Origin of the sequence: Variovorax sp. PCZ-1, from assembly GCF_018413605.1 — a bacterium.
In the GTDB taxonomy this organism is placed as follows: domain Bacteria; phylum Pseudomonadota; class Gammaproteobacteria; order Burkholderiales; family Burkholderiaceae_C; genus JANMDU01.
In genome coordinates, this window is record NZ_JAHCDN010000001.1 from 934,401 (window position 1) to 959,991 (window position 25,591).

General features: G+C 54.4%; 23 protein-coding genes and 1 tRNA gene. 13 read left to right on the top strand and 11 right to left on the bottom strand.

The genetic code is table 11. From position 1 onward, the window contains the following. Positions 1-360: 360 nt before the first annotated feature. The 7 genes from KIH26_RS04615 (at position 361) to KIH26_RS04645 (ending at position 7,066) form a co-directional block, all read left to right on the top strand. Positions 361-1,302 carry a polyprenyl synthetase family protein gene (locus KIH26_RS04615; protein WP_213444673.1) on the top strand — a complete coding sequence of 314 codons (942 nt, stop codon included), beginning with the start codon at positions 361-363 and terminating at the stop codon, positions 1,300-1,302. Between the two features lie 233 nt (positions 1,303-1,535). Further along, entirely contained in the window at positions 1,536-3,275 is a 1,740-nt protein-coding gene (pilB, locus tag KIH26_RS04620) for a type IV-A pilus assembly ATPase PilB (RefSeq protein WP_213442922.1), read from the top strand. A 33-nt stretch (positions 3,276-3,308) separates the two neighbouring features. Beyond that, positions 3,309-4,532, top strand: a complete 1,224-nt coding sequence (locus tag KIH26_RS04625; protein WP_213442924.1) for a type II secretion system F family protein — start codon at positions 3,309-3,311, stop codon at positions 4,530-4,532. Then, positions 4,532-5,383 carry a prepilin peptidase gene (locus tag KIH26_RS04630; RefSeq protein ID WP_503005133.1) on the top strand — a complete coding sequence of 284 codons (852 nt, stop codon included), beginning with the start codon at positions 4,532-4,534 and terminating at the stop codon, positions 5,381-5,383. Before KIH26_RS04625 ends, KIH26_RS04630 begins: the two co-directional genes overlap by 1 nt. 17 nt (positions 5,384-5,400) lie before the next feature. After that, positions 5,401-6,003 (top strand): dephospho-CoA kinase, encoded by a 603-nt coding sequence (coaE, locus tag KIH26_RS04635; RefSeq protein ID WP_213442927.1) that lies wholly within the window; start codon positions 5,401-5,403, stop codon positions 6,001-6,003. 65 nt (positions 6,004-6,068) lie between these two features. Next, positions 6,069-6,827, top strand: a complete 759-nt coding sequence (gene zapD / locus KIH26_RS04640) for a cell division protein ZapD (protein WP_213442929.1) — start codon at positions 6,069-6,071, stop codon at positions 6,825-6,827. A gap of 23 nt (positions 6,828-6,850) precedes the next feature. Continuing rightward, a complete protein-coding gene (locus KIH26_RS04645; RefSeq protein WP_249660952.1) occupies positions 6,851-7,066 on the top strand; it encodes a DNA gyrase inhibitor YacG in 216 nt (71 codons plus the stop codon). A gap of 3 nt (positions 7,067-7,069) precedes the next feature. Here KIH26_RS04645 and KIH26_RS04650 read toward each other — a convergent pair whose 3' ends face one another. After that, positions 7,070-8,047, bottom strand: coding sequence for a DMT family transporter (locus tag KIH26_RS04650; RefSeq protein ID WP_503005135.1), 978 nt, complete (start codon positions 8,045-8,047; stop codon positions 7,070-7,072). A 1-nt stretch (position 8,048) separates the two neighbouring features. Here KIH26_RS04650 and KIH26_RS04655 point away from each other — a divergent pair, with 1 nt between their 5' ends. Both KIH26_RS04655 and KIH26_RS04660 read left to right on the top strand, forming a co-directional pair. Then, the gene (locus KIH26_RS04655) at positions 8,049-8,432 is read left to right on the top strand and encodes a gamma-glutamylcyclotransferase family protein (RefSeq protein WP_249660953.1); all 384 of its coding nucleotides are present in this window, start codon (positions 8,049-8,051) and stop codon (positions 8,430-8,432) included. Between the two features lie 11 nt (positions 8,433-8,443). Then, the gene (locus tag KIH26_RS04660) at positions 8,444-9,538 is read left to right on the top strand and encodes a glycosyltransferase family 4 protein (RefSeq protein WP_213442939.1); all 1,095 of its coding nucleotides are present in this window, start codon (positions 8,444-8,446) and stop codon (positions 9,536-9,538) included. Positions 9,539-9,647: 109 nt separating this feature from the next. Here KIH26_RS04660 and KIH26_RS04665 read toward each other — a convergent pair whose 3' ends face one another. Further along, on the bottom strand, positions 9,648-10,592 hold the full coding sequence (locus KIH26_RS04665; RefSeq protein ID WP_213442941.1) for an alpha/beta fold hydrolase: 945 nt from the start codon (positions 10,590-10,592) through the stop codon (positions 9,648-9,650). 46 nt (positions 10,593-10,638) lie between these two features. Here KIH26_RS04665 and KIH26_RS04670 point away from each other — a divergent pair, with 46 nt between their 5' ends. The 4 genes from KIH26_RS04670 (at position 10,639) to KIH26_RS04685 (ending at position 14,232) form a co-directional block, all read left to right on the top strand. Continuing rightward, positions 10,639-12,417 (top strand): acetate--CoA ligase, encoded by a 1,779-nt coding sequence (locus KIH26_RS04670; protein ID WP_213442943.1) that lies wholly within the window; start codon positions 10,639-10,641, stop codon positions 12,415-12,417. Then, positions 12,414-12,962, top strand: a complete 549-nt coding sequence (locus tag KIH26_RS04675) for a GNAT family N-acetyltransferase (protein ID WP_213442945.1) — start codon at positions 12,414-12,416, stop codon at positions 12,960-12,962. Before KIH26_RS04670 ends, KIH26_RS04675 begins: the two co-directional genes overlap by 4 nt. Positions 12,963-12,991: 29 nt before the next feature. After that, positions 12,992-14,095: an aldo/keto reductase gene (locus tag KIH26_RS04680; protein ID WP_213442947.1), complete on the top strand. Its 1,104-nt coding sequence runs from the start codon at positions 12,992-12,994 to the stop codon at positions 14,093-14,095. A gap of 62 nt (positions 14,096-14,157) precedes the next feature. Further along, positions 14,158-14,232: transfer RNA gene (locus KIH26_RS04685), tRNA-Val, on the top strand. Positions 14,233-14,300: 68 nt separating this feature from the next. On the opposite strand, the gene KIH26_RS04690 is transcribed toward KIH26_RS04685, so the two are convergent. The 9 genes from KIH26_RS04690 to dnaK all read right to left on the bottom strand — a co-directional run bounded on the left by KIH26_RS04690 (position 14,301) and on the right by dnaK (position 25,495). Continuing rightward, positions 14,301-14,792 (bottom strand): hypothetical protein, encoded by a 492-nt coding sequence (locus KIH26_RS04690; protein ID WP_213442948.1) that lies wholly within the window; start codon positions 14,790-14,792, stop codon positions 14,301-14,303. An 8-nt stretch (positions 14,793-14,800) separates the two neighbouring features. Further along, a complete protein-coding gene (locus KIH26_RS04695; RefSeq protein ID WP_213442950.1) occupies positions 14,801-15,049 on the bottom strand; it encodes a GlsB/YeaQ/YmgE family stress response membrane protein in 249 nt (82 codons plus the stop codon). A 103-nt stretch (positions 15,050-15,152) separates the two neighbouring features. After that, positions 15,153-17,198 carry an ABC-F family ATP-binding cassette domain-containing protein gene (locus KIH26_RS04700; RefSeq protein ID WP_213444677.1) on the bottom strand — a complete coding sequence of 682 codons (2,046 nt, stop codon included), beginning with the start codon at positions 17,196-17,198 and terminating at the stop codon, positions 15,153-15,155. Positions 17,199-17,266: 68 nt separating this feature from the next. Beyond that, positions 17,267-19,366, bottom strand: coding sequence for a serine/threonine-protein kinase (locus tag KIH26_RS04705; RefSeq protein ID WP_213442952.1), 2,100 nt, complete (start codon positions 19,364-19,366; stop codon positions 17,267-17,269). Positions 19,367-19,467: 101 nt separating this feature from the next. Further along, positions 19,468-20,364, bottom strand: a complete 897-nt coding sequence (prmB, locus tag KIH26_RS04710; protein ID WP_213442954.1) for a 50S ribosomal protein L3 N(5)-glutamine methyltransferase — start codon at positions 20,362-20,364, stop codon at positions 19,468-19,470. Continuing rightward, a complete protein-coding gene (gene moeA, locus KIH26_RS04715; RefSeq protein ID WP_213442955.1) occupies positions 20,361-21,707 on the bottom strand; it encodes a molybdopterin molybdotransferase MoeA in 1,347 nt (448 codons plus the stop codon). The genes prmB and moeA overlap by 4 nt, the downstream gene beginning before the upstream one ends. Further along, on the bottom strand, positions 21,704-22,270 hold the full coding sequence (locus KIH26_RS04720) for a GNAT family N-acetyltransferase (protein WP_213442957.1): 567 nt from the start codon (positions 22,268-22,270) through the stop codon (positions 21,704-21,706). Before KIH26_RS04720 ends, moeA begins: the two co-directional genes overlap by 4 nt. 35 nt (positions 22,271-22,305) lie before the next feature. Further along, a complete protein-coding gene (gene dnaJ, locus KIH26_RS04725; protein WP_213442959.1) occupies positions 22,306-23,466 on the bottom strand; it encodes a molecular chaperone DnaJ in 1,161 nt (386 codons plus the stop codon). An 88-nt stretch (positions 23,467-23,554) separates the two neighbouring features. Next, positions 23,555-25,495: a molecular chaperone DnaK gene (dnaK, locus tag KIH26_RS04730; RefSeq protein ID WP_213442961.1), complete on the bottom strand. Its 1,941-nt coding sequence runs from the start codon at positions 25,493-25,495 to the stop codon at positions 23,555-23,557. Positions 25,496-25,591: the final 96 nt, after the last annotated feature.

Genomic DNA, 25,591 nt, shown 5'->3' on the forward strand with positions numbered 1-25,591 from the left:
TGTCAGAGCTTTTTTAGAGCTATGACGTCTGCTGTAGAGGCAAATACCTCACAGCAGATTGCACACAAGGCACTCGAGAACCCTGCACACAACCCAAGATTATAGCCCGTACGCAAAGCAACTTGCAAGAAAACGTAGCAGGCTTACCAATCACAGCGCGCGATCCCAGAGGTAAGCGCCTACAAATAATGGGTCGTCGTATCTGGTCAGCTCTGAGTGCATCTCGCTTGCCTTAAACTCTATGTCTGTTTGTGTAACGCAAACGCTCTCAATTTTGAGTAGATTATTTACTTCTTGCTAACGTCTGTGCGACCCTCTACCGATACTGCTGATTCTCTTCAAACCTTGATATCGGAGGATATGGCGAGAGTGGATGCTGTGATAGCACAGCGTTTATCTAGCGATGTGCCCCTGGTGAGCCAGATCAGCAACTACATCATCTCAGCGGGAGGCAAGAGGCTGCGCCCAGCACTGCTGCTGCTGATGAGCGGCGCTTTGTCTTATACATCTTCACACAAGTATCAGCTCGCTGCCGTGGTGGAGTTCATACATACCGCAACATTACTACACGATGATGTCGTGGATGAATCAACATTGCGCCGTGGCCGTCCAACAGCTAATGAGTCATTTGGGAATGCTGCCAGTGTGTTGGTGGGGGATTTTCTTTATTCGCGAGCTTTTCAGATGATGGTGGAGTGCGGCTCCATGCGCGTGATGTCTATTCTTGCGGAGGCTACCAATGTGATTGCAGAAGGTGAAGTGCTCCAGCTCATGAATATGCACGATGCCTCTTTGAATGAGGCGGCTTATCTGCGTGTCATCCGTTCCAAGACGGCTAAGCTCTTTGAGGCGAGTGCCCGTTTGGCAGCCGTATTGGCAGGTAGCGATGAGGCGACAGAAGAGGCCTGCGCTACTTATGGGCAGGCCTTAGGTACGGCTTTTCAAGTCATTGATGATGCGCTGGATTACGAGGGTGATGCTTCTCGTATGGGCAAAAACCTAGGGGATGATCTGCGGGAAGGAAAAGTGACGCTGCCTTTAATCATCGCAATGCAGCGAGCTAATAGCGAAGATGCAGCATTGATCCGCCAAGCTATTGAGCAGCCCGATGAAATGCGTCTGGAGCAACAGTTACAGAGCATCTTGGGTGTAATCCACCGCACCGAAGCCTTACAGGCAACGCATGAGGCTGCAAGGCGGGAAAGTGAGCGCGCTAGCGCAGCAATACAAGCTTTACCTCATTCGATATATAAAAGCGCGTTGCTACAATTATCGGAGCAGTCTGTCTCGCGCATGGCGTGATGGGCGTGCTGTATGCGAAGCCTACGCTTCGTGGATCACCACTCAGCATGAAGCTAAGCTAGAGAAAGGCTGAATGCTTGGCTCTTCTCGCAAAAGCGATTCCCTGCCTCTTTCTTGCTTTTGTGCCAAATTTGGCTCTACATATCTTGGTCTGGTGTGAGATGTGGTGTATTCTCAGGAATGTAGGCTTAAACAACTGCCTGCATTCTTGGCAGTAAAGCAATTGATTGAACATGGCCGTTGTTGACTCACTACTAAATTCAGCTTCTTCCGTCGCTTTGCCGGGCACTGCGCGCGCATTGGTTATGGCTGGCAAACTGGAGCAGAAGAAGGCTGAAGATGTCTTTCGCAAGTCTCAATCCTCGAAAAACAGTTTCATCGCAGAGTTGATCAATTCGGGTGCAATTTCAGCCGCTGACCTAGCGCACACCATGTCAGCGGCCTTCGCTTCACCGCTGATCGATCTGGATGCCGTGGATCCGCAGAGGTTGCCCAAAGGTTTGCTTGATACCAAGTTGTGCCAGAGTTTGCGCGTCATAGTGTTGGCTAAACGCAACAACCGCTTGATTGTGGCGACAGCTGATCCGTCAGATCAAACGACGGCTGAAAAAATTAAATTTGCCACGCAGTCTGGTGCGGATTGGGTCATTGCTGAATACGACAAATTGACCAAGCTGGTAGATGCGACATCTACCTCTACCTCCGAAGCACTTGACTCGATCATTGGCGCGCCTGGCGATTTCGAATTCGATGAAGCCAGTATGGAGGCTGTGGTTGACGAGCAGGAAGAGGCGGCTACGGACGTTGAAGATGCGCCTGTCGTTAAATTTCTGCAAAAAATGCTGCTCGATGCCTACGGTATGCGTGCTTCAGACTTGCATTTTGAGCCCTACGAGCACACCTACCGTGTTCGCTTTCGTATTGACGGTGAATTGCGTGAAATCGCCTCTCCCCCTGTCTCCATCAAAGATAAGCTCGCTTCGCGCATCAAGGTTATCTCCAAGCTGGATATTTCTGAGAAGCGTGTGCCGCAAGATGGCCGCATGAAGCTCAAGGTCGGTGCGGACCGCGTGATTGATTTTCGTGTGAGCACCTTGCCAACGATGTTTGGCGAGAAGATTGTGATTCGTATTCTGGATCCGTCCAGTGCCAAGCTTGGCATTGAAGCTCTGGGTTACGAGAAGGTGGAGAAAGATCGTATTCTTGAGGCTATTAGCCGCCCTTACGGCATGATCTTGGTGACTGGGCCGACAGGCTCTGGCAAAACGGTCTCGCTTTACACCTGCTTGAACTTGATGAACAAGCCCGGTGTCAATATCGCTACTGCAGAAGACCCGTGCGAGATTAACTTACCGGGCGTGAATCAGGTGAATGTTAACGATCGTGCGGGCCTGACCTTTGCTGTCGCTTTGAAGTCTTTCCTGCGCCAAGATCCCGATGTGATCATGGTCGGTGAGATTCGTGACTTAGAGACAGCAGATATCGCGATCAAAGCTGCTCAAACTGGACATTTGGTCTTGTCCACCTTGCACACCAACGATGCGCCCACTACGCTCACGCGCATGCGAAATATGGGTATTGCGCCGTTCAATATTGCATCGAGTGTGATTTTGATCACGGCACAACGACTGGCCAGGCGCCTGTGCGCCAATTGCAAACAGCCAGCGGATATTCCCTTGGAGAATTTAGTGCAAGCTGGCTTCAAAGAGGAAGAGATTGATGGCAGCTGGACGCCGTACAAACCTGTAGGTTGCTCCATGTGCAATAACGGCTACAAAGGACGAGTGGGCATCTACCAAGTGATGCCTATCAGTGACGATATGCAGCGTCTGATCTTGGCCGATGCGAGTGCCATGGATATTGCTGAGCAGGCACAAAAAGACGATGTACGCAGCTTACGTCAATCGGCACTGCACAAAGTCAAGATCGGCATGACTTCGCTAGAAGAAGTGATCGCCGTGACCAACGAATAACGGCAGCCCCACCAACACAAAACGGAGACGCGCATGGCCACGGCAGCAAGTAAGAAATCGGATATCAAAGAAGTCGTCTTTGAATGGGAAGGCAAAGATCGCAATGGCAAGACCGTGCGTGGCGAGCAGCGTGCGGTAAGTGAGAATCAAGTCATGGCGTCACTGCGTCGGCAGGGCATCATTCCGGGAAAAATCAAGAAGCGCAAGATGCGCTCCGGCAAATCGATTAAACCCAAGGATATTGCGATCTTCACGCGTCAGTTGGCCACCATGATGAAAGCTGGCGTGCCTCTGCTGCAATCCTTCGATATCGTAGGGCGGGGTAATCCGAATCCTAGTGTGACTAAGTTACTCAACGATATTCGTACGGATGTAGAAACCGGTACTTCACTATCTACAGCATTCCGTAAGCACCCTCTCTATTTTGACAATCTGTATTGCAATCTTGTCGAGGCTGGTGAAGCTGCAGGTATTCTTGAGAGCTTGCTGGATCGTCTAGCAACTTACATGGAAAAGACCGAGGCAATCAAATCGAAAATTAAGTCAGCGTTGATGTATCCGACCGCAGTAGTCGTGGTGGCATTTGTGGTTGTGGCTGTGATTATGATTTTTGTGATTCCGGCTTTTAAACAGGTATTTGAGAGCTTTGGGGCTGATCTGCCAGCGCCTACGTTGTTTGTCATGGCAGTAAGTGAGTATTTCGTGAAATGGTGGTGGTTGATATTTGGCGGTATTGGTGCGGGGATCTATTTCTTTATGCAAGCTTGGAAGCGTAATGAAAAGATGCAAAGATTTATGGATCGCGTAATGCTCAAAGTTCCGGTTTTTGGTGTGCTGATAGAAAAATCATGCATTGCTCGCTGGACAAGGACTTTGGCAACAATGTTTGCCGCAGGTGTACCGCTCGTTGAGGCGCTAGATTCTGTGGGTGGCGCTTCAGGTAACTCTCTTTATGCCGATGCGACGACTCGAATTCAACAAGAGGTTTCTACTGGTACGTCGCTGACAGCAGCTATGCAAAATGCTAATTTGTTTCCGTCAATGGTGATTCAAATGACAGCGATTGGTGAGGAGTCAGGTTCGATTGATCACATGCTGGGTAAAGCTGCAGATTTCTACGAGTCTGAGGTTGACGAAATGGTGGCAGGTCTGTCTAGCCTGATGGAGCCGATCATTATTGTGTTTTTGGGTACCCTCATCGGTGGTATCGTTGTTTCCATGTACTTGCCGATCTTCAAACTAGGTCAAGTGGTTTGATCATGGCGGAGATGTGGTTGGTAGCGGCGCCGGTGGCGCTGGTTGGCTTGTTTATTGGCAGCTTCCTCAATGTCGTGATTCACCGCTTGCCTAAAATGCTGGAAGCACAATGGGCAGCTGAATGCCATCAGTTGATGCATCCTGACGAAGCTCCTAAAGAGCAGGCAGCCTATAACCTGGTTGTGCCGCGCTCAGCTTGTCCGCATTGTGGGCATCAGATCCGCTGGTACGAAAATATTCCTGTGCTGAGCTACTTGCTACTTGGTGGTCAATGCTCCAACTGCAAAGCCAAGATCAGTCTACGTTATCCTTTTGTGGAAATTGTCACGGGTGCATTGTTTGCTTATTGCGCTTACCGTTGGGGTTGGAGCTGGCAGACTGCTGCTTGGTGCGCGTTTTGCACCGCTTTGGTGGCATTGACTTTCATTGACTGGGATACGACTTTGCTGCCCGATGACATCACGCTGCCCTTGGTTTGGCTGGGTCTGATTGTGGCGGCTTTGCGCTGGAACACCGAAGTCACCTTGATCAATGCAGTCTGGGGCGCAGTGGCTGGGTATCTCTCGCTTTGGAGTGTGTATTGGCTGTTTAAGTTGGTCACAGGCAAAGAAGGTATTGGCTATGGAGATTTCAAGCTCTTTGCTGCTTTGGGGGCTTGGTTCGGCTGGCAAGCGCTGATCCCCATGATTTTGTTAGCCTCGGTGATAGGTGCGATCGTTGGAGTTGCTATGAAACTCAACAGCAGCTTACGCGAGGGCGGTTATGTGCCTTTTGGGCCGTTTTTAGCCGGGGCGGGTGTGGTGAGCTTGATCTTTGGCTCAGCCAGCATCTTGCGGGTTGTCGGGCTTTAAAACCCATCGCTGGCGTGATGCGCAAGATCGGTTTAACAGGCGGTATTGGGAGCGGTAAAAGCACGGTGGCCGGTATGCTGGTGGCGCAAGGCGTTGCGCGTGTGGATGCGGATGCCATATCGCGCCATGCCACGCAATCAGGTGGAGTCGCCATGCCTGCAATCAGACTTGCTTTTGGTGATGCTGTTGTGGCTTCAGACGGTGGCCTCAATCGAGATGCAATGCGTCAAGTCATGCTGGGTGATACGAGCGCCAAAGCGCGTTTAGAAGGGATTTTGCATCCCCTGATTGGCCTGCAAATCGACCAGTTATTAGCGCAGACTGAACAAGCGGGCGCAGAGATGGTTGTTCTGGATATTCCTTTGCTTGTGGAAGGCGCAAGCCGCTGGCGTCAGCGCTTGGATGCCGTTTGGGTGGTGGACTGTTTACCGCAAACGCAAATCTCGCGCGTACAGGCGCGAAGCAGCTGGCCACTGGTTCAAATTGAAGCAGTGATGGCCGCGCAAGCGAGCAGGGCGCAGCGCTTAGCAGCTGCTGATGCAGTGATTTACAACGAAGGCTTGAGTCTGCAAGCGCTCGAACGCATCGTGCAAGCCCTATTAAAAACTGCAAAAGCTTGAGGCCAGGCATGAGGCGTGCACCACTTCGGGCTATGATTGCTGCCATCTGAAGAACCAGCCCAGCCGTGATCCTCTACGAATACCCTTTCAATGAACGTGTGCGCACTTATTTGCGCCTAGAGCATCTGTTTGCGCGGCTAGGGCAATTGCTCGGGCGTGATGACGCTCTGGATCACCATTTTGCCTTTGTCACGATTTTTGAAATCATTGAAGTGGCAGCACGCGCTGAACTCAAATCCGATGTGCTCAAGGATTTGGAAAAACACAAACAGCACATGATCGCTTTCCGTAGCAACGCCAGCATTGCGCAAGACGTGCTTGAAGGGGTAATCACGCAAATTGAGTCTGCATTTGCAGCTGTGAACGCGCAAACGGGTAAAGCTGGGGCAAGCCTGAATGACAACGAATGGATGACCAGCGTGCGCAGCCGGATTGCCATTCCAGCAGGTACATGCGAATTCGATTTGCCAGCGTATTTCCACTGGCAGCATCACAGTCCGGCGCGTCGCCGTGAAGATTTGATGCGTTGGGCCAGTTCGCTCTGGCCATTGGCACAGGCGATCAACCTATTGCTCAAGCTTTTACGCGATACGGGCTCCGCGCAGAAGGTGATGGCAGTCGGCGGACAATTTCAGCAGCATTTGCCGCAAGGCCGCAGCTTTCAGTTACTGCGCTTGCGCATTGATGAGCAATTGGGGCTGGTGCCGGAGATCAGTGGCAATCGCTTGATCGTTTCTGTGCGTTTGCTGCGCCCCTCGCCAGACGACAAATTACCCGTGGCCGCTGCAGAAGATGCGGGGTTTGAGCTCACACTTTGCAGTTGAGCTACTGGAGAATGAGTCCAGCCATGGAGAAAAAAGCGCCTATCGTCAAATGCCCCGCTTGCGGAGGGAAGAGTGTGTTTGCCCCGAGCAATGAGTGGCGGCCGTTTTGCAGCCAGCGCTGTAAGCAGGTGGATTTTGGCGCGTGGGCGAGCGAGGAGTTTCGCGTCGCTGGAAAACTTGAAGACCTCGATCCTAGCGAGTTGTCTGATTTGAGCGATCAGAACGCGACCCGCCATTAAAAGTCAAACAGAGCTGCTCTTTTCGGGCAGAGTCGCCAAGACCACACCTACCAAGGCGATGGCAAAAGCGATCATCTGCAAGCCATTCATTCGCTCACCTAGCAGCAGCACGCCTACCGCAGCCGCGGCAATCGGCAGCATCACGGTAAACACGCCCGCCTTCGCCGCTGGCACAGTTTTCAAGCCTGTCATCCACAGCCACACCGTCCACACGCTGGCAGCCAGTGAGTAAAAAAGTAGCAGAAGCCACATACTGACCGACACACCAGAAAAATCAAACCTCAGCGCCTGCCAAATGCCCAGCGGCATCACCAAAAGAAAGCCCCAAAGATTGATCAGCGAACTGATCCGTTTGGGTGTCATCACGCCTGTGAGCTTTTTGCCAATCACGGCATAAGCTGCTTCACAGAGCACGGCGCAAAATACCAAAAGATTGCCGAGCCAGGCATTTTTATAAGCCAAATCATCGGATAGACCTTGTACTTCCTGCGCAAGATGCTCACTTTTTGAGAGCGATACCAAACTAATCCCAAGCACAGCGCAAGCCACTGCAGCCCAGACGCGAGAGCCGACGCGCTCGCGCAAAAACAGCCAGCTCATCACCGCCACGCAGGCCGGAATACTGGCCATGATCACGCCTGCAGCAACCGCACTCGTCATGCTCACGCCAAACAGCATGCAGATGGAAAACAAAAAATTCCCGAGAAACGATTCGAGAAACAACAAGCGTTTTGTCGGTGCATCTAGAGGGGCTTCAGATGCTGGCTTGCGCAGCCAGCTGAGCATCGCCAAACCGCCTATGCCAAAGCGCAGCCAGGCCAGCAGAAACACGGGGAAAATCAAAACCAATTGCTTGGATAAACCTACGTAACTGCCCACAAGCGCCATGGAGAGAGCCAAACAAGCAAATGCTCGCCATTGCGAAGGCGAAGTAGACTTAGAACGATTCACGAGAGGTTTTCGAATTAATATGGACACCATCATGCCAGAAGCAAAATTGTTTTTCGTTTATGGGACGCTTCGACGCGGCGATGACAACGACATCACCCGCCTCACGCCTGCGCCGCAGTTCATTGGCGAGGCCAGCATTGCCGGCACGATGTTTCACTTGGGTGGCTACCCCGGCGTGACATTGGGCGGCTCGTCGCAGATTGTCGGTGAGGTTTATGCCGTGAGTGCCGAGTTGGAAAAAAAGCTGGATGCCATTGAATCCGAATATCCTGCACAGCCTGATGAGTATTTCAAGCGCGCGATCCGCGTGCAAGTGGCAGGCCAGTGGCGTGATTGCTTTGTGTACGAGATCAACCCCAGCTTCAGTGTAGGCAAGCCGATCATAGCCAGTGGCGATTGGGTGAAAGATCGTTGAAAGAGCAATCCATGAATGTTGATCAACGCCCCGAAGTCATCATCACCTGTATGAAAAAACGCCTCTCAGGCGTGACGACAACGATCACCAATTTGTTACCTGTGCAAGCGAAGTTGCTGCGCGTGGGCTATGTGGGCTCAGACATACCAGGCTTGTCAGAGGCGAAGTCCGCATCAAAAGATTTTCAGCATCTTTCGCTGTGGCAAGCCATTTGGGCCTCTCGCAAACTGCTACCCGATGGCAGAAAGATCGTCTGGCATGTGCGGCGCGATCACGAAATGATTTTGGCTATTTTTCTGCGCGGCGTGCTGCGTTTACCGATTGCCTTGCTCTTCACCTCAGCCGCCACGCGCCGCCATGGCCGCTGGCCGCTTTGGCTCATCAGCCGCATGGATGCTGTGATCTCCACCACGCCGCTTGCCGCAGAGCAAATCGCTGATGTCGTCCCCAAGCTCACGCGTGTGATCCCGCATGGCGTGAACACACGCGATTTCGTGCCGCCTGTTGACCAGCTTGCAGCTTGGAAGGATTCTGGCTTGCCGGGGCGCTATGGCATCGGCGTGTTTGGTCGTGTGCGGCATCAAAAAGGTATTCATATTTTCGTACCTGCGCTGATCGAGCTCCTACCCAAATATCCCGATTTCACTGCTGTGATCTGTGGTCTGTGCAAACCCGAAGACGAGGCCTACAAAGCGGAATTGGTCCAGCAAATTGATGCGGCTGGCTTGAGCCAGCGCTTTATCTGGCTTGGCCTCGTGCCTGCTGAAGATTTGGCGCTCTGGTACCAACGCGTGAGCATCACGGTCGCTTGCCCGCTCAACGAAGGCTTTGGCCTCACCCCGATCGAAGGCATGGCCTGTGGCAGCGCTGTCGTGGCCAGCCGCACTGGCGCTTTTGAAGAGATCGTGGAAGAGGGCAAGACGGGGCATCTGATCCCCACGGATGATGTGCCCTCTCTGGTGCTGGCTTTAGAAAAACTACTCTCTCAACCTGAGCGCATGGCGCAGATGGCACTCGCTGGGCGGGAGCGTGTGGTGAATCACTATTCGATTGACGCGGAGGCGAGGCGCATAGGCGAGATGGTGGCTTTGGCTGCGAGAGTTTGATCGGGTTGCAAGTGCAGAGCGGGAGTGACAAAACCCGATGTCATTACTATAAATTCAATAGCACTTCGCGCAATAACTACGCCGTCAAACTGCCAAAAAGGCTTTAAATTTAAGCCAAAAACCCAGCTAACAAAGCAGCTAACTGTTCAGGTTGATCATGGTGAAGCATATGCCCTGCGTCTTCGATGCGTTCAATGCGAGCGTTAGGCACTTGTTTTAAGCGCTCATGGTAATCCGCCAAGGTGTAGCGGCCTTTGTACCAGCCGGTCATGGAATCATCGGAGGCTTCGATAGCGAGCAAAGGCATGCTGATGCGTTGGTAGAGGGCGAGCGTTTCTTCGACGCGCGACAGGTTGGCATTAACGATTTTGTGGGCGGGGTCGCCCAAGATTTGGTATTCGCCGGCAGCATTTTTGGCAGACCAATTCTGCGCTAGCCAATCCGCTTTGGCCTGCGACAGACGTGGATTGGTTTTCATCAGGCGCGATGCCACACCAGAGATGGCGGGGTAGGCGCGCATGGCCATCTCGCCTTTGTGAAATTGCTTGAGTTGATCCAGCCACTGCGCATAGCGCGTGGGTGCTTGGGCGGGCTTGGTCTCCGGCATGCCGAAGCCCTCCAGATTGACCAAGCGGCGAATGCGCTCGGCGCGTACGCCGGCGTAGCTCATCACCACATTGCCGCCCAGGCTGTGGCCGAGCAGATCGATCGGCGCATCTTGCGAGACATGGTCGACCAAAAAATCCAGATCGGCCATGTAATCGGGCAGCCAATAGTTGTCAGTGTCTTCGCCCATGCAGCTTTTATTGGCATTGTTCACATGGTGGGTGAGACCATAGCCGCGCCAATCGGGGCTGATGATGTGGCGGCCAGCCAGCGCTGTGGCTTCTAGGGCGTCCACCACGAATTGAAAGGAGGCAGCCACATCCATCCACCCGTGCACCATGACGAGGCTGGGTACGCCAGGCTGAGCCTGCCCCCATTCACGCAAATGGTATTGGTGTGTACGAATGCGCAAAAATCGGCTGGTGCTAGGACGAATGGGGGAATACATGGGGCAATGTTAGTGGAATAATGCCTTCCGACCTTTAGGAAACGTCATGCCTGCGACAAAAGCGCCACTGAACTCTTACGCTGCGATTCACAAGCAGTTCCGTTGGCATGTGCCGGCGCAGTTCAATATGGCGCAGGAGTGCGTGCGGCGCTGGGCAGATAACCCGGATACTATGAAAAACATAGCAGTCCGCGCACATTCTATGCCGGGGAGAAGCCAAAAACACCATGAAATCATGAGCTATGAGCAGCTCGCTGCGCAGGCCAATCAGCTCAGCCACTTGCTCAAGAATCAGGGGGTCAAGCGCGGTGATCGTGTGGCGATCGTGCTGCCACAGCGCCTAGAAACAGCGGTCGCTTACATGGCCGTGCTGCAAATGGGTGCGGTAGCGATGCCGCTGTCCATGCTGTTTGGCGCCGAGGCGCTGGAATACCGTTTCATAGATTCGGCTGCAGTTGTGGCCATTGTGGATGAAAGCACGATTCTGGCGGTACGCGATGCGCGCAAAAGTTGCCCCGCTTTGCGCTGTGTGATCGGCATGGGGGATGCCGCTGAGCATTGCGATATTGATTACGCGCTGGCAACACTGATGCAGCCTGCCCAATTTCCTCTGGTGAAGACGCGTGCTGATGAAGCCGCTGTGTTGATTTACACCAGTGGCACCACGGGGCCCGCCAAAGGGGCGTTGATTCCACATCGCGCGCTGCTGGGCAATTTAACGGGCTTTGTCGCGAGCCAAAATTGGTTTGGCTTTGATGGCCGCAGCAATGCAAAATCCGATGCGGTATTTTGGAGCCCTGCAGATTGGGCGTGGACGGGCGGCCTGATGGATGCGCTTTTGCCCACGCTTTACTTTGGCCGAGAAATCATCGCCTTCAATGGCCGCTTCTCGCCAGAAATCGCTTTCGAGATTTTGCAAAACCATCGCGTCTCCCATACCTTTCTTTTCCCAACGGCTTTGAAGGCGATGATGAAAGCCTTCCCCGAACCTAAGCGCAAATTCAAGCTTCGCTTGCAAGCGCTCATGAGCGCAGGCGAGGCGGTGGGTGATGCGGTCTATGACTGGTGTGAGCATCAGTTGGGCGTGAAAGTCAATGAAATGTTTGGCCAGACGGAGATCAACTATGTCGTGGGCAACTGCAATAAGTTTTGGCCCTCCAAGCCAGGTAGCATGGGTAAAGGCTATCCAGGGCATCAGGTGGCCGTCATCAATGAAGCCAGTGAGACTTGCAAAGCAGGCGAGATCGGCGAAGTGGCCGTGAATCATTTGGACGTGCACGGCAAGCCCGATCCTGTGTTCTTCCTCGGCTATTGGAACAACGAATCCGCCACCAAGAAGAAGACCACAGTGAGCGCAGATGGCCAGCGCTGGTGTCGTACAGGGGATTTGGCTTTTGCGGATGTGGATGGCTATCTTTGGTATCAAGGCCGCGCTGACGATATGTTCAAAGCGGCGGGCTATCGCATCGGGCCAGGCGAGGTAGAAAATTGCCTGCTCAAACACCCTGCGGTTTTGAATGCAGCTGTGGTGCCTAAGCCCGATGCAGAGCGCGGTGCATTGGTGAAAGCTTATGTGGTACTTGCTCCTGAAATAGTAGCACTTCGCGCAGGTTTTATGCCGGCGAATGACATAAAAGGCCTTAAAAATCATGATGACAATCTGATTCAAAGCATCCAGCAACATGTGCGCGGCTTGCTTGCGCCGTATGAATATCCGAAAGAGATCGAGTTCATCAATGCACTGCCGATGACGACGACAGGCAAGGTGCAAAGGCGGGTGTTGCGTTTGCAGGAAGAAGAGCGATTCAAAGAGAGAGCCCAATGACAGAAGCTGCTATTGCGTTGCAAATACGTGCTGCCGAGCCAGAAGATGCTGCTGCACTCTCTGCCTTGATTGGCAGCGAAGGCGTGTTTGAAGGCACATCACAATTGCCCATGATGCCAGTGGCTTCGCGGCTGGATCGTTTTAGCAAGCTCGATCCTGCAGGACTGCTGCTGGTAGCCTGCACCGAAACCTTCAATGCGCAACAGAAAATCGTCGGCATGATCGGTTTGCATCTGGTGCAGCCCGGTCTTCGCAGAGCGCATGTGCGTGGCTTGGGAATTTCGGTGGCTAAAAATTTCCAAGGGCAGGGCGTGGGCCAGCTTCTGATGGAAGCGGCACTTCATTGGGCAGACAACTGGGCTGGCATCTTGCGTGTTGAGCTCACGGTGTTTGCAGATAACGCGCGCGCCATTGCGCTTTACGAACGGCATGGGTTTGTGCATGAAGGCACGATGCGCGGCCATATGCTGCGTGATGGCATCTATGCGGATACCTACTTGATGGCACGGCTGCACCCCAATCCCCCATCATTGCCACGCGCTTGATTGCATGCTTTGCGGCATACTTAGCGAACATGAGCATCATCAACCCAACCAAACGCCGCCTCGGTCAATCCGATCTTCATATCCATCCCATCTGCCTAGGCACCATGACCTTTGGTGAGCAGGTCAATGAGAAAGATTCCCATGCCATTCTCGCCCGCAGCCTAGAGCGCGGTGTGGATTTCATGGATACAGCTGAGATGTATCCCGTACCGCCCACGGGCGAGAAATACACCGTGACTGAGACGATCATTGGCAACTACTTCAAAGCCAATCCGGGTGTGCGCCAGAAATGGATCGTGGCCACCAAAGTGGCTGGCCCAGCACGTGGCATGGATTGGGTGCGCGGTGGTAGCTTGAATGTGACGCCCGCGCAAATGACGCAAGCCTGTGAAGACAGCCTGCGCCGCTTGCAAACCGATGTGATTGATCTCTACCAAATCCATTGGCCGCTGCGCCATGTGCCGGCCTTTGGCGCGCCGTATTTCAACCGTGCGATTGACAAAGAGCTCTCCAGTAACACATCGATTCATGAGCAACTCAATGCGCTCTCAGCTTTGGTCAAAGCTGGCAAGGTGCGTACGATTGGTCTCTCTAACGAGTCGCCCTATGGAGTGATGGAATTCGTGCGCCTAGCTGAGCAGCATGGCCTCGCGCGAATCGTCAGCGTACAAAACCCCTATTGCCTAACGAACCGCATTGTGGACAACGGCTTGGATGAGGTCATGTATCGCAGTGAAGTGAGCTTGCTCGCTTATTCGCCGCTGGGCTTTGGCGTACTCACCGGCAAATACGATACGCTCAATGGCCTCACCGACCCGAGCGCTTCCTCAGAAGCCAGAGCAGGCCGTATGGCTTTGTATGAGCGTTTTCAGCAGCAACGCTGGGGCAGGCCTGAGCATTTGGTGGCCGCTCGACGCTACAACGCTTTAGCCAAAGCCCACGGCCTCACACCCACGCAGCTCGCCTTGGCCTTTTGCTACCAAAACTGGCGTGTGGCCAGCACCATCATCGGGGTGACCAGCCTCGCGCAGCTCGATGAATGCTTGGATGCTTGGAACACGCCGGTCCTGTCCAAAGAGTTACTTGCCGAAATCGACAAAATTCGTTGGGAAATGAGAGATCCCGCGCTGTAGGAGAGCGGTGTGCGGCCTAGCCCCGCAAAGCGATCCCGAGTCGTTGTATAATTTAAGGCTTCGGGCGATTAGCTCAGCGGTAGAGCACTGCATTCACACTGCAGGGGTCACATGTTCGATCCATGTATCGCCCACCAGATTCAAACCTGTTAGCCGAATTCAAAAAGCCTTGTGTTCAACAACACAAGGCTTTTTGTTTTTACGGTCAGTGCGCGGGTGCGATTAACTGCAATTTCGCTTCTTGTACGACGCGAAGGCAATCCTTGATGTGCTGCTCACCCAGCCAGCGCAGGGCGGCGTAGTTGAGCGCAGCGCTAGCGGCTTGGCCAGCGAGAGGGACGAATTTAGCCGCTTGGGCAGCAGTCAAGCGCACACCGACGGCTTTCATCGCACGGATGATCAAGCTCTTGGTGATGAGTTTTCCCAGAAGTGCGCCCCCTACGAGGGCAATCGCAGTTTGCACGCGCTCGCGCTGATGCACGGGGAGCTTGGCGATTTGATGTGGCGCAAGGCCGAATTCTTCGTTGATTTGCGGAATCAGCTTAGAGAGCAGGGCAGCATCGACTGCCCAATCCAAACCTGGCAAGGGCACGGCGCCGGCTGCGGCAGCGACCAGCGCGCGCTTTGCAATGAGCTTACGCGCACGCTGTTCTGCTCTGATCACACCGGCTGGCAAATCAGCAGCTGCAGCCACCATCACAGCCCTTATTTTTTAGTGACCAAGCCGTAGATGACGAGCAAGATCACAGCGCCAACGACGGATGCAATAAAGCCTGCCACATCACCTTGCTTGTACAAACCTAAGGCTGCGCCTGCATAGCTGGCCAAAAATGAGCCTGCGATGCCCAATACTGCCGTCATGATCAGGCCCAGTTTGTCGTCGCCGGGCTTAAGGGCGCGAGCGACCAAACCGACGATGAATCCGATAACAATGGTTCCGATAATGCTCAACATGTTTGATTTCTCCTAGGTCAATAGTGATCGAAATGTCAGAAGACCAACTTACTTTACACCATAGATGCAACGCAGCCATGAAGACGCAGAGAGCATGAGTTTTTTAGGCGGTTTCTAGGCCTTCAATGCGCTCAGAGACCTCCAGCCATTTCCATTCCGCATCTTCGATTTCGCTGGCAATGGTGGCCAAGCGTTTGTTGGCCTCAATCAGCTCAGCGCTGGGCAATGGCTGCATGAGTTTGCTGTGCAGAGTTTCTTGCTCGGCTTTGAGGGCGGCGATACTGGCTTCAAACTGCTCTAAGCGTTTTTTCAGAGGCTTGGTTTTCTCGGCCAGAGCTGAACGATCGCGAGCTTCTTGCTGGCGCTGCTCTTTGCTCTTGAAGATAGGTTCAGCCTTGGTTTTTGAGTCTTTTAGGCTGTCTACGCTGATGGAATCTGCGCGAACAGCTATGGATTCAATAGCAACAGGCGCTGCCGAAGGAGTTGTAGGCTTGGTCTGAGCTTGTGCTTTGTTGCGTGCAGCCAAGCTCTCGCGGCGCTGCTTGGCCATATCCAGCAGGTATTTTTGGTAATCATCGAGATCACCATCGAAGGGCTTCACGACACCGCTGCCGACCAGCCAGAATTCATCACAGACGCTGCGCAGCAAGGCGCGATCGTGGCTCACCAGCATCACGGTGCCTTCAAACTCATTGAGCGCCATTTGCAGAGCTTCGCGGGTGGTGAGATCCAAGTGGTTGGTGGGCTCATCAAGCAACAAGAGGTTCGGTTTTTGCCAAACGACCATCGCCAAAACCAAGCGCGCTTTCTCGCCGCCGCTCATACTGCCCACGGCTTGATTGACCATATCGCCGTTGAAGATGAAGGTGCCTAAGAAATTGCGCAGCTCTTGCTCGCGACCGGGCGGGCCCACTTCTTTAGCTAGGCGCGTCATGTGCTCCAGTGGCGTGCTTTTCTCATGCAACACATCCAATTCTTGCTGCGCGAAATAGCCAATGGATAAGCCTTTGCCTTCGGTGATCTGACCTGCCAAGGGCGCAAGCTGCTTGGCGACTGTTTTCACGAAAGTGGATTTGCCTTGACCGTTCGCACCCAAGATGCCGATACGCTGGCCAGCCATCACAGAGCGCGTGAGGCCAGTCAGAATTGGAGTCTGCTGGTTCGCGCTTTGATAACCCAGCGTCGCGTCCGTGATCGAGAGCATCGGATTCGGGATGTTTTGCGGCTCGCGAAATTCAAACTGGAAATCGGCTGAGGTGAGCATCGGCGCAATGCGCTCCATACGCTCCAAAGCCTTAACGCGGCTTTGCGCTTGTTTGGCCTTACTGGCCTTGGCTTTGAAGCGGTCAATGAAGCTTTGAAGATGCGCGATCTTCTCTTGCTGCTTGCCAAACGCGGCTTGCTGCTGCTCCATGCGCAGGGCGCGCTGCTCTTCAAACCAGGTGTAATTGCCGCCATAGCGCGTGACTTGGTTGTTCTCGATATGCAGCGTCACTTTGGTCACGGCATCCAAGAATTCCCGGTCGTGGCTGATCACCACCATCGTGCCTTCAAAGCGCGTGAGCCAACTTTCTAGCCAGACGAGGGCATCCAAATCCAAGTGGTTGGTGGGCTCATCGAGTAGCAGCAAATCAGCCGGGCACATCAGCGCGCGTGCCAGCTGCAGGCGCATGCGCCAGCCGCCGGAGAAGCTGTTGACCGGCATGTCGAGTTCGTCGGTCGTAAAGCCAAGACCGAGGATCAAGGCTTGGGCTCTGGCGCGCGCGTCATGTGCGCCCGCATGATCGAGTTTTTCGTACATTTCGGCAATGTGGTTGCCGGCTTCGTTTTGATCGGGATGCTGCTCCCACATGGCGAGCTCGGCATTGAGTTCCATCAAGCGCGTATCGCCGGTGAGTACGAATTCTGTGGCGCTGTCTTCTGTCTCAGGCATGTGCTGGAGCACTTGCGCCATGCGCCAGCCGCTGGGCATGAAAAAGTCGCCTTTGTCTTCATGCAGCTCGCCAGTGAGCAAAGCAAACAGGCTGGATTTGCCTGCGCCGTTTCGGCCAACCAGGGCGACTTTTTCGCCGGGTTGGATGGTGACGCTGCAATCAGACAGCAGCACTTTGGCCGCGCGGCGCAGCGTGATGTTTTTGAGGGAAATCATGAAAGGCAGGGGCAGCGCCAGGAGCGCTTGGAGCATGAAGAAGCGCGTCAAAGCGCTGATGCTGTATTTTAATTGCTTGGCTGCGTATTACGGCGGCGCTCTTCCATCTCGCGTCTTTCCACACAGACGGGATGATTTTTGAAATTGGCACGCTCGCACTGCTCAGCCATGCAATTCAAAAAGCCCAGAAGTATCCTGCCTTCGCATGCCTCGCGTGGGTTCGTCGCGTTGCGAGTTGCGGGCGCTGTGGGCGAGCTGGCTGCTGCAGACGAGCTGGCGCGTGGTACAGGGGTGGTTTGCTCGGGGGGCGATGGTGTGACTGCAGGCGCTGGCGTAGCGCTGCTTGATGGGCTCGATGCTGTGCTTGTGGGCGCACTGGCTCGGCGCGCGGGTAGCAAGGCGCGAGCTGCTGATGCAGCACGCGCTGCCGCAGATGCCATGGGCAGCGGCGCGCTAACTACCGTCGTGCTGGTGGGTGCACTTGCTGTTGTGGTGGCTAGGCCAGTTGCGCTGGTTGTGGTTTCGTCGCTGGAGAGGCTGGATGTCACACTGACTGAAGAGGTGGGCGTGAGGGCTGTGATCGTGTTGGTGGCTGTGGTTGTTGCCGGCTCTTGCACCGCCTGTGCTGTTTCTGAGCTCTTGGAGAACCACCAAGCGCCTGCTGCGATGGCTACAGCTGCCATGCCGATCAGCGCCCAAGGCGGGGAGGATTTGCTTGGCCTGGCTGAGGGCGGCAATTGCGCCGGTGCAGTCTCCAATGGCATGGGCTTCAAGCCACTTTTATCGGTTGCATCACGCTCAGGCGTTTTGCCCAAAGCGCCGGGCTCCGTCATGGGAAACTGCGTGGCAGCAAATTGCGTGCTGGGGCCGTATTCAGAATCGTTGTAGGCACTTGGCGGCAGGGTCGGGTCATCGGCTGCGGTTTTCGCAACATCACTGGCAGCAGCCGTGTGGACTGCACCCGTGATTTCCGTAGCAACAGATGACACAGCCGTAACCTGGGTGGCCTCGCCAGGCCTACGCAGCTGAGTGGCTTCGTAGCGCGATGCGGCACCTGCCACGCGCTGCGCATCGGCCAAGCTTTTGAGTTTGCGCTTGGCCAGATCAGCGTAAATACCAATCGGGAAGCGCTTTAAAAACCCTTCCAACACTTCAGGCTCGCTGCTGTCTTTGATGTCTTTCCAATAAACGAGCTCTAGCTCCTGCGTCACGGTGCTACCCGAGCCGCTGCTGCCGCCAATGCTGCCTGGAAAGGTGCCGATGCCCTCGAGCACTTCTGGGCGCGCTTGTGCGGTCGGCGTGATCGTGAGGTCTGCATTGTTGACAGCAGATTTGAGCGCAGAGGCAAAACTGGCTGCATCTGGAAAGCGATCAAGCTTGCTTTTGGCCAAGGCCTTGGCCACCACGGCATCCAATGCAGGTGGCAAAGCACCGACGATATGGCTAGGTGGTGTGGGGTCTTCTTTGACTATTTTTGAAACGATGTCCAGATAGCCTTCGCCATCAAATGGGCGCACGCCAGTGAGCAGCTGATAGAGCACGATGCCGGCTGAGAACAAATCCGAGCTGGAATCTACGCCTTTGCCCGCCACTTGCTCAGGCGACATGTATTTGAGTGTGCCTACTGTGCCGCCGCTGGTTTTGGTCATTTCACCCGAGTCGGTGATGCGGGCGACGCCAAAATCGGTGAGCTTGATGCGGCCTTCGCGCGTGAGCAGCATGTTGGCAGGTTTGATATCGCGATGGATGATCTTGTTTTTATGTGCGTAATCTAGCGCCGCCAACAAATCAGACATCATGAAGGCGGTCTGCTCCAGTGAGAAGCGTTTGCCTGCGTCTAGAAAGTGCTTCAGATCCTCGCCTTGCACAAACTCCATCACGATGTAGGCGGTTTGCCCCATTGCATCCACGTGCTTATCGGAGTCATACACGCTCACAATATTGGGATGCTGCAAGCGCCCCGCTGAGCGTGCTTCGGTTTTGAAGCGCTGCTCATATTCCACAATCTCGTTGGCGGCCATGCCCACCACGCGCACCGTCTTGATGGCGACGCGGCGATCCAGATTAGGATCGCGGCCTTCATACACCACGCCCATGGCGCCTTGCCCGAGCACGCGCACGATGTCATAGCGCCCCAGGTGCTGGATGGGTGGTGGAAGGTCGTTCATTCAGACAAACAAAGAATACTTTTGATTGCACATTCTAAGCGGCACATGTTACGAAGCACTGGAGTATTTCCCCCATAGTCCAGGCCAAGCTGGTAAATGCGCTAAATGTCACGTAGCAGTGTGTTTCGTTCAAGCAACAATACCTGATCATGCCCCGCGCTTGTCTCAAGCCACACCGCACGCAACCGTGGAAAGGCTTGCTCGAAGTAAGGGCGTTCGTTACCAATTTCCAAAACGAGCACGGCATGCTCGCTCATCACCTGGGGTGCAGCTTTGAGAAGAGGGCGAATGAAATCCATGCCGTCTGCGCCGCCTGCCAGTGAGATTTCTGGCTCGGCTAGGTATTCAGCGGGCAAGGCAGCCATGCTGGCGCTGTTGACGTAGGGCGGATTGCACAAAATCAGATCGTAGGGCTGACCTGCGATACCCGTGCATTGGGCAAGGCCGTCAGAGCGGATGAGTTCGATACGGTCTTGCAAAGCATGCTTTTGTACATTGATAGCAGCCACAGCGAGAGCATCCGGGCTGATGTCAGCCGCATGCACCCGAACTTCAGGGAAAGCCATGGCTGCGAGAATGGCCAGCGAGCCATTTCCCGTGCACAAATCAAGCACATTGCGGGTGTCTTCGCGCAGCCAATAATCCAGCGTGCCCTGTTCATCGGCATCGGCGATCAGCTCGGCAATAAAACTGCGCGGAACGATCACGCGTTCATCCACATAAAAGGGCACGCCTTGCAGCCAAGCTTCATTTGTAAGGTAGGCCGCAGGTTGGCGTGATTCGATGCGTGCTCTCAAAAGAGTAGCAATCTGCGCAGATTCTATGCCGGAGACAGGCCTGTTTTGCTCTGAATCAAGGCTGTCTAAAGGCAGTTTCAAGCTCCAGAGCACGAGCCAAGCCGCCTCATCGAAAGCATTGGTGGTGCCATGGCCAAAGCCCACACCAGCGGCTTCTAATTTGAGAGCCGCTTCTTCGATGGTTTGAATCACAGTGCTCACATCACGCCCTCAAACATCATCACGTCTACTTTCTCACCAATAGACACATTGCCCTGCTCATGATGCAACACGATCAGCCCATTGGCTTGCACCATGCTAGAGAGCACGCCCGAGCCTTGGTTGCTGCTCGTGGTACGCACTTGCAAACTGCCATCGCTCGCGCGCGTGACGAGGCCGCGCTGGTATTCGGTGCGGCCTGGTTTTTTGCGCAGGCTCTCAAGGCTTGCCGCTTGTAAATACAAAGGCTGGCCGCAGTATTTCTGGGGATTTGCGCCACTCATGCGCAAGAGAGCAGGGCGCACGAAGGCGAGCATGGTCACCATCGTAGCCACAGGATTACCCGGCAGACCGAAGAGAATACTATTATTTTGATAGCTGCTCGCGCTTATTTCTTGCCGGGAAACAGTCGTTTTCGCTTCAAAAACTGCAGACGATATCCGCCCCACCGCCATCGGGCGGCCGGGGCGCATGGCGATCTTCCAAAAGGCCACATCACCCAGTTTCTTCATCATCGCCTTGGTGTGATCCGCTTCGCCCACACTCACGCCGCCGCTGGTGATCACGGCATCCGATTGGGCGGCAGCTTGCATGAACGCGGCTTCCAAGGCTTCTGGCGAATCTCGCACCACGCCCATGTCGATCACGTCGTAGCCCCAACGCTTGAGCATACCGATCACGGTGTATCGGTTCGAATCGTAAATCGCACCTTCGCGCGGCACATCGCCTAGGCTCAGCACTTCATCGCCAGTGGAGAAATAAGCCACTTTGAGCTGACGATACACCTGGGCGGAAGATATGTTCAAACTGGCCAACAGCCCAAGAGCTGCGGGCGCAAGCAGCTCACCTTTTGATAGCGCCACGCTACCCGCCATCAAGTCTTCGCCAGCGAATCTACGGTTGTCACCCGTCTTAAGAATACCTGCAGGAATCTCTATTTCCTCGCCATGCAAGCTGCACATCTCTTGCGGCACCACGGTATCCAAACCCTCGGGCATGATTGCGCCCGTCATGATCTTCACGCATTCGCCTGTGCCGACGCGGCCTTGCCAAGCCTTACCCGCCAAAGCCGTGCCTATGATCTTCAGCCGAGTCGTCTGCCCAGCGAGCATCTGAGCGCCCGCAAACACAAACCCATCCATCGCCGAGTTGTCGTGCGGCGGCACACTGATCGGCGAAATCACATCTTGCGCGAGCACACGATCCAATGCCTGCGCCAGAGGCAACTCCTCAGTTTCAGGCACAGACTGCACCAAGGCCGCCAAAAATTCATTCACCTTGCCTGCAGGCAAAGCCGCAGGGTCGTAGCCCAGCAGTTCAGCGGCGATATCGTTTAAAGATTTCATGGATGCTGATTGTCGCGCAATGCTGCTAAATCTAGGCGCATGTGGAGTTTTTCGAAGAACTGACCTTGCACAAGAATCGCTCGTGGCAGCAACCCATAACTAACAAAGCCAGCGCTCTCATAGAGCCGAACGACGTGTTGATTGCTTGCGGTCACCGTCAAGACCAATTGATCCAAGCTTGAATTAGCTAGAGCCAACTCAACGCAATGCTTCACTAATTTTGTCGCCACGCCAAATCGCTGAACGGTCTCAGACACCATGACAGCGGTGACATGCGCAATATGGCGCTTTTGCGGCCGCACATCTTTATCACGTTCCATCGCAATTGTGCCCAATAGAGCGCCTTGCCTATCAAAAGCGCAGAGGATGAAATGACCGCTCTCAGCATCGCCTAAGCGTGAGGCAAAAGCTTCTGGCAGCTTGTCTTTCTCGGTAGCGTAATCCGAGGTGAACGCATCGGGGTAGCGCTGCAATGAGGCATTGCGTAGGCTCACAAAAGCCCGCAAATCTTGGGCTTTGAGCACGCGGAGGTCAACGGAAAGATCAGCGCGGGAAGAGGGCATCCTGTGATTATCAGGCTGCCCGCTTGCACGCCATATCAAGCCGTGAAAAACTTCTTCAGCTTATCGCCCCAAGTCTCTTCATTCGGCGAATGCTTCGCGCCACCTTTGCGCACGGATTCGTCAAACTCTTTCATGAGCTTGCGCTGATGCTCGGTGAGCTTCACCGGCGTTTCTAGCGCGACGTGGCAATACAGATCGCCGGGGTAGCTGGAGCGCACGCCTTTGATGCCTTTGCCGCGTAGGCGGAAGGTTTTGCCGTGCTGTGTGCCGTCGGGGATGTCGATGCCGACTTTACCGAGTTTGTTGTCTGCGGCTTCATCGAGCGTAGGCACTTCGATTTCACCGCCCAGAGCAGCCGTGGCAAAGCTGATCGGCACTTGGCAATGCAGATCATCGCCATCGCGCTCAAAGATCTCGTGCTTGGCCACGCGAATTTCAATGTAGAGATCGCCTGCTGGCCCGCCGTTCGTTCCCGGCTCGCCGTTGCCAGCGCTGCGGATGCGCATGCCGTCGTCGATGCCGGATGGGATTTTGACTTCCAGTGTTTTCGTGTTCTTGATCTTTCCTACGCCATGGCAGCTCGTGCATGGCTCGGGGATGATCTTGCCTGTGCCCTTACAGGTTGGGCAGGTTTGCTGCACCGCGAAAAAGCCTTGGCGCATCTGCACTTGGCCGTGGCCATGGCAGGTGGTGCAGGTGATCGGTTTGGTACCGGGTTTCGCGCCATTGCCGCCGCAGGTGTTGCAGTTATCCCAGCTGGGGATGCGGATTTGCGCTTCTTTGCCGAAGGCCGCCTCTTCCAACGTCACTTCCATCGCATAGCTCAAATCGCCACCGCGATAGACCTGCCGCCCGCTGCCTTGCCGCTGGCCGCGCCCGCCAAACACATCACCAAAGATATCGCCAAAGGCCTCGGCAAAGCCGCCAAAGCCTTCCGCCCCGCCCGGGCCACCGCGCATGTTCGGATCGACACCCGCATGGCCATACTGATCGTAGGCCGCGCGCTTGTCTGGGTCAGACAGCATCTCATAGGCCTCTTTGGCCTCTTTGAACTTCTCTTCAGCTACTTTGGCCGTATCCCCCTGATTGCGGTCAGGATGATGCTTCATCGCCATCTTGCGATAGGATTTTTTGATGTCTTCATCGGAGGCGTTTTTTGGAACACCGAGGATTTCGTAGAAGTCGCGCTTGGCCATCTTGGTTTAACTTTTGTGCAATCTGTGTTTGGCAAAACGCCGCGAAGATCTTTTCAGATCAACGCGGCGGGCTTGTGAGCTCTCGGGCTTAGCCTTTTTTCACTTCTTTCACTTCAGCGTCAACGACGTTGTCATCAGCTGGCTTTTTCTCGCCAGCATCTTGCCCAGCCGTTTGCGCGCCCGCTTGTTGCGCAGCTTGGGATGCTTGCATGTCAGCATACATTTTCTCGCCCAGCTTTTGAGAGGCGATACCGAGGGCTGCAGACTTTTGCTCGATGGCGGCTTTGTCTTCGCCTTTCAAAGCTTCTTCCAACTCTTTGGAGGCGGCTTCGATTTTTTCTTTCTCGCCAGCTTCTAGCTTGTCGCCGTACTCACCCAAGGATTTCTTGGTGGAGTGCAGGGCGGCTTCGGCTTCGTTGCGGGCTTGGACGAGTTCGAGTTTTTTCTTGTCGTCTTCAGCGTTGAGCTCAGCGTCTTTCACCATGGCTTGGATTTCGTCTTCGCTCAATCCCGAGTTGGCCTTGATGGTGATTTTGTTTTCTTTGCCGGTGCCTTTGTCTTTGGCGGAAACGTGCAAGATGCCGTTGGCGTCGATGTCGAAAGTCACTTCGATTTGTGGCGTGCCGCGTGCTGCGGGTGGGATGCCTTCGAGGTTGAATTCGCCCAAACCTTTGTTGGCCACGGCCATCTCGCGCTCGCCTTGATAGACCTTGATCGTCACGGCGGGTTGGTTGTCATCCGCAGTGGAGAAGGTTTGTGCGAACTTGGTAGGGATGGTCGTGTTTTTCTTGATCATCTTGGTCATCACGCCGCCTAGCGTTTCGATGCCGAGAGACAAGGGGGTTACGTCCAAAAGCAGAACGTCTTTGCGATCACCGCTCAAGACTTGGCCTTGAATCGCTGCGCCCACGGCCACGGCTTCATCCGGGTTCACGTCCTTGCGTGGCTCTTTGCCGAAGAATTCTTTGACCTTCTCTTGCACCTTGGGCATGCGCGTCATGCCGCCCACGAGGATCACGTCTTGAATATCGCTCACGCTCACGCCAGCGTCTTTGATCGCGGTGCGGCAAGGGGCAATGGTGCGCTCGATCAACTCTTCCACCAAGCTCTCCAGCTTGGCGCGGGTGAGCTTCATGTTCAGGTGTTTCGGGCCTGAAGCGTCTACCGTGATGTAGGGCAGGTTGATCTCGGTTTGTTGGCTGCTGGAAAGCTCAATTTTGGCTTTCTCGGCCACGTCTTTCAAGCGCTGCAATGCGAGCACGTCTTTCTTCAAGTCAACTTGCGTGTCTTTCTTAAATTCGGCAATGATGTAGTCGATGATGCGCTGGTCAAAATCTTCGCCACCGAGGAAGGTGTCGCCATTGGTGGAGAGCACTTCAAATTGCTTCTCTCCATCGAGATCAGCGATGTCAATGATCGACACGTCAAACGTGCCGCCACCGAGGTCATACACAGCGATTTTGCGATCACCCTTGCCGACTTTGTCCAAGCCGAAAGCGAGAGCCGCTGCGGTCGGCTCGTTGATGATGCGCTTCACATCGAGGCCAGCAATGCGGCCAGCATCTTTGGTGGCTTGGCGCTGGCTGTCATTGAAATACGCGGGCACGGTGATCACGGCCTCAGTTACTTCTTCGCCAAGGTAATCTTCGGCGGTTTTCTTCATCTTGCGCAGCACTTCAGCCGAGACTTGCGGAGGCGCCATTTTCTGGCCGCGCACTTCAACCCAAGCATCGCCGTTGTCAGCCTTAGCGATGGCGTAAGGCATGAGATCGATGTCTTTTTGGACTTCTTTCTCTTCAAAGCGGCGGCCAATCAGGCGCTTCACGGCATAGAGCGTGTTCTTGGGGTTGGTCACGGCCTGGTTTTTCGCGGGTGCGCCGACGCGAATTTCGCCGTCTTCCATGTAAGCAATGATGGAAGGCGTGGTGCGCGCGCCTTCGGCGTTCTCAATCACCTTGGTGGTGTTGCCTTCCATGATGGCCACGCAGGAATTGGTGGTGCCGAGGTCAATGCCGATGATTTTTCCCATTTTTTACTCCGGAGATGTTGATTCAGATGATGTTGATATAGGGTTGCGTTTGTTGTGTTCAAGCAGGGGAACGCAAAATACGCAAAAAGAACGCAA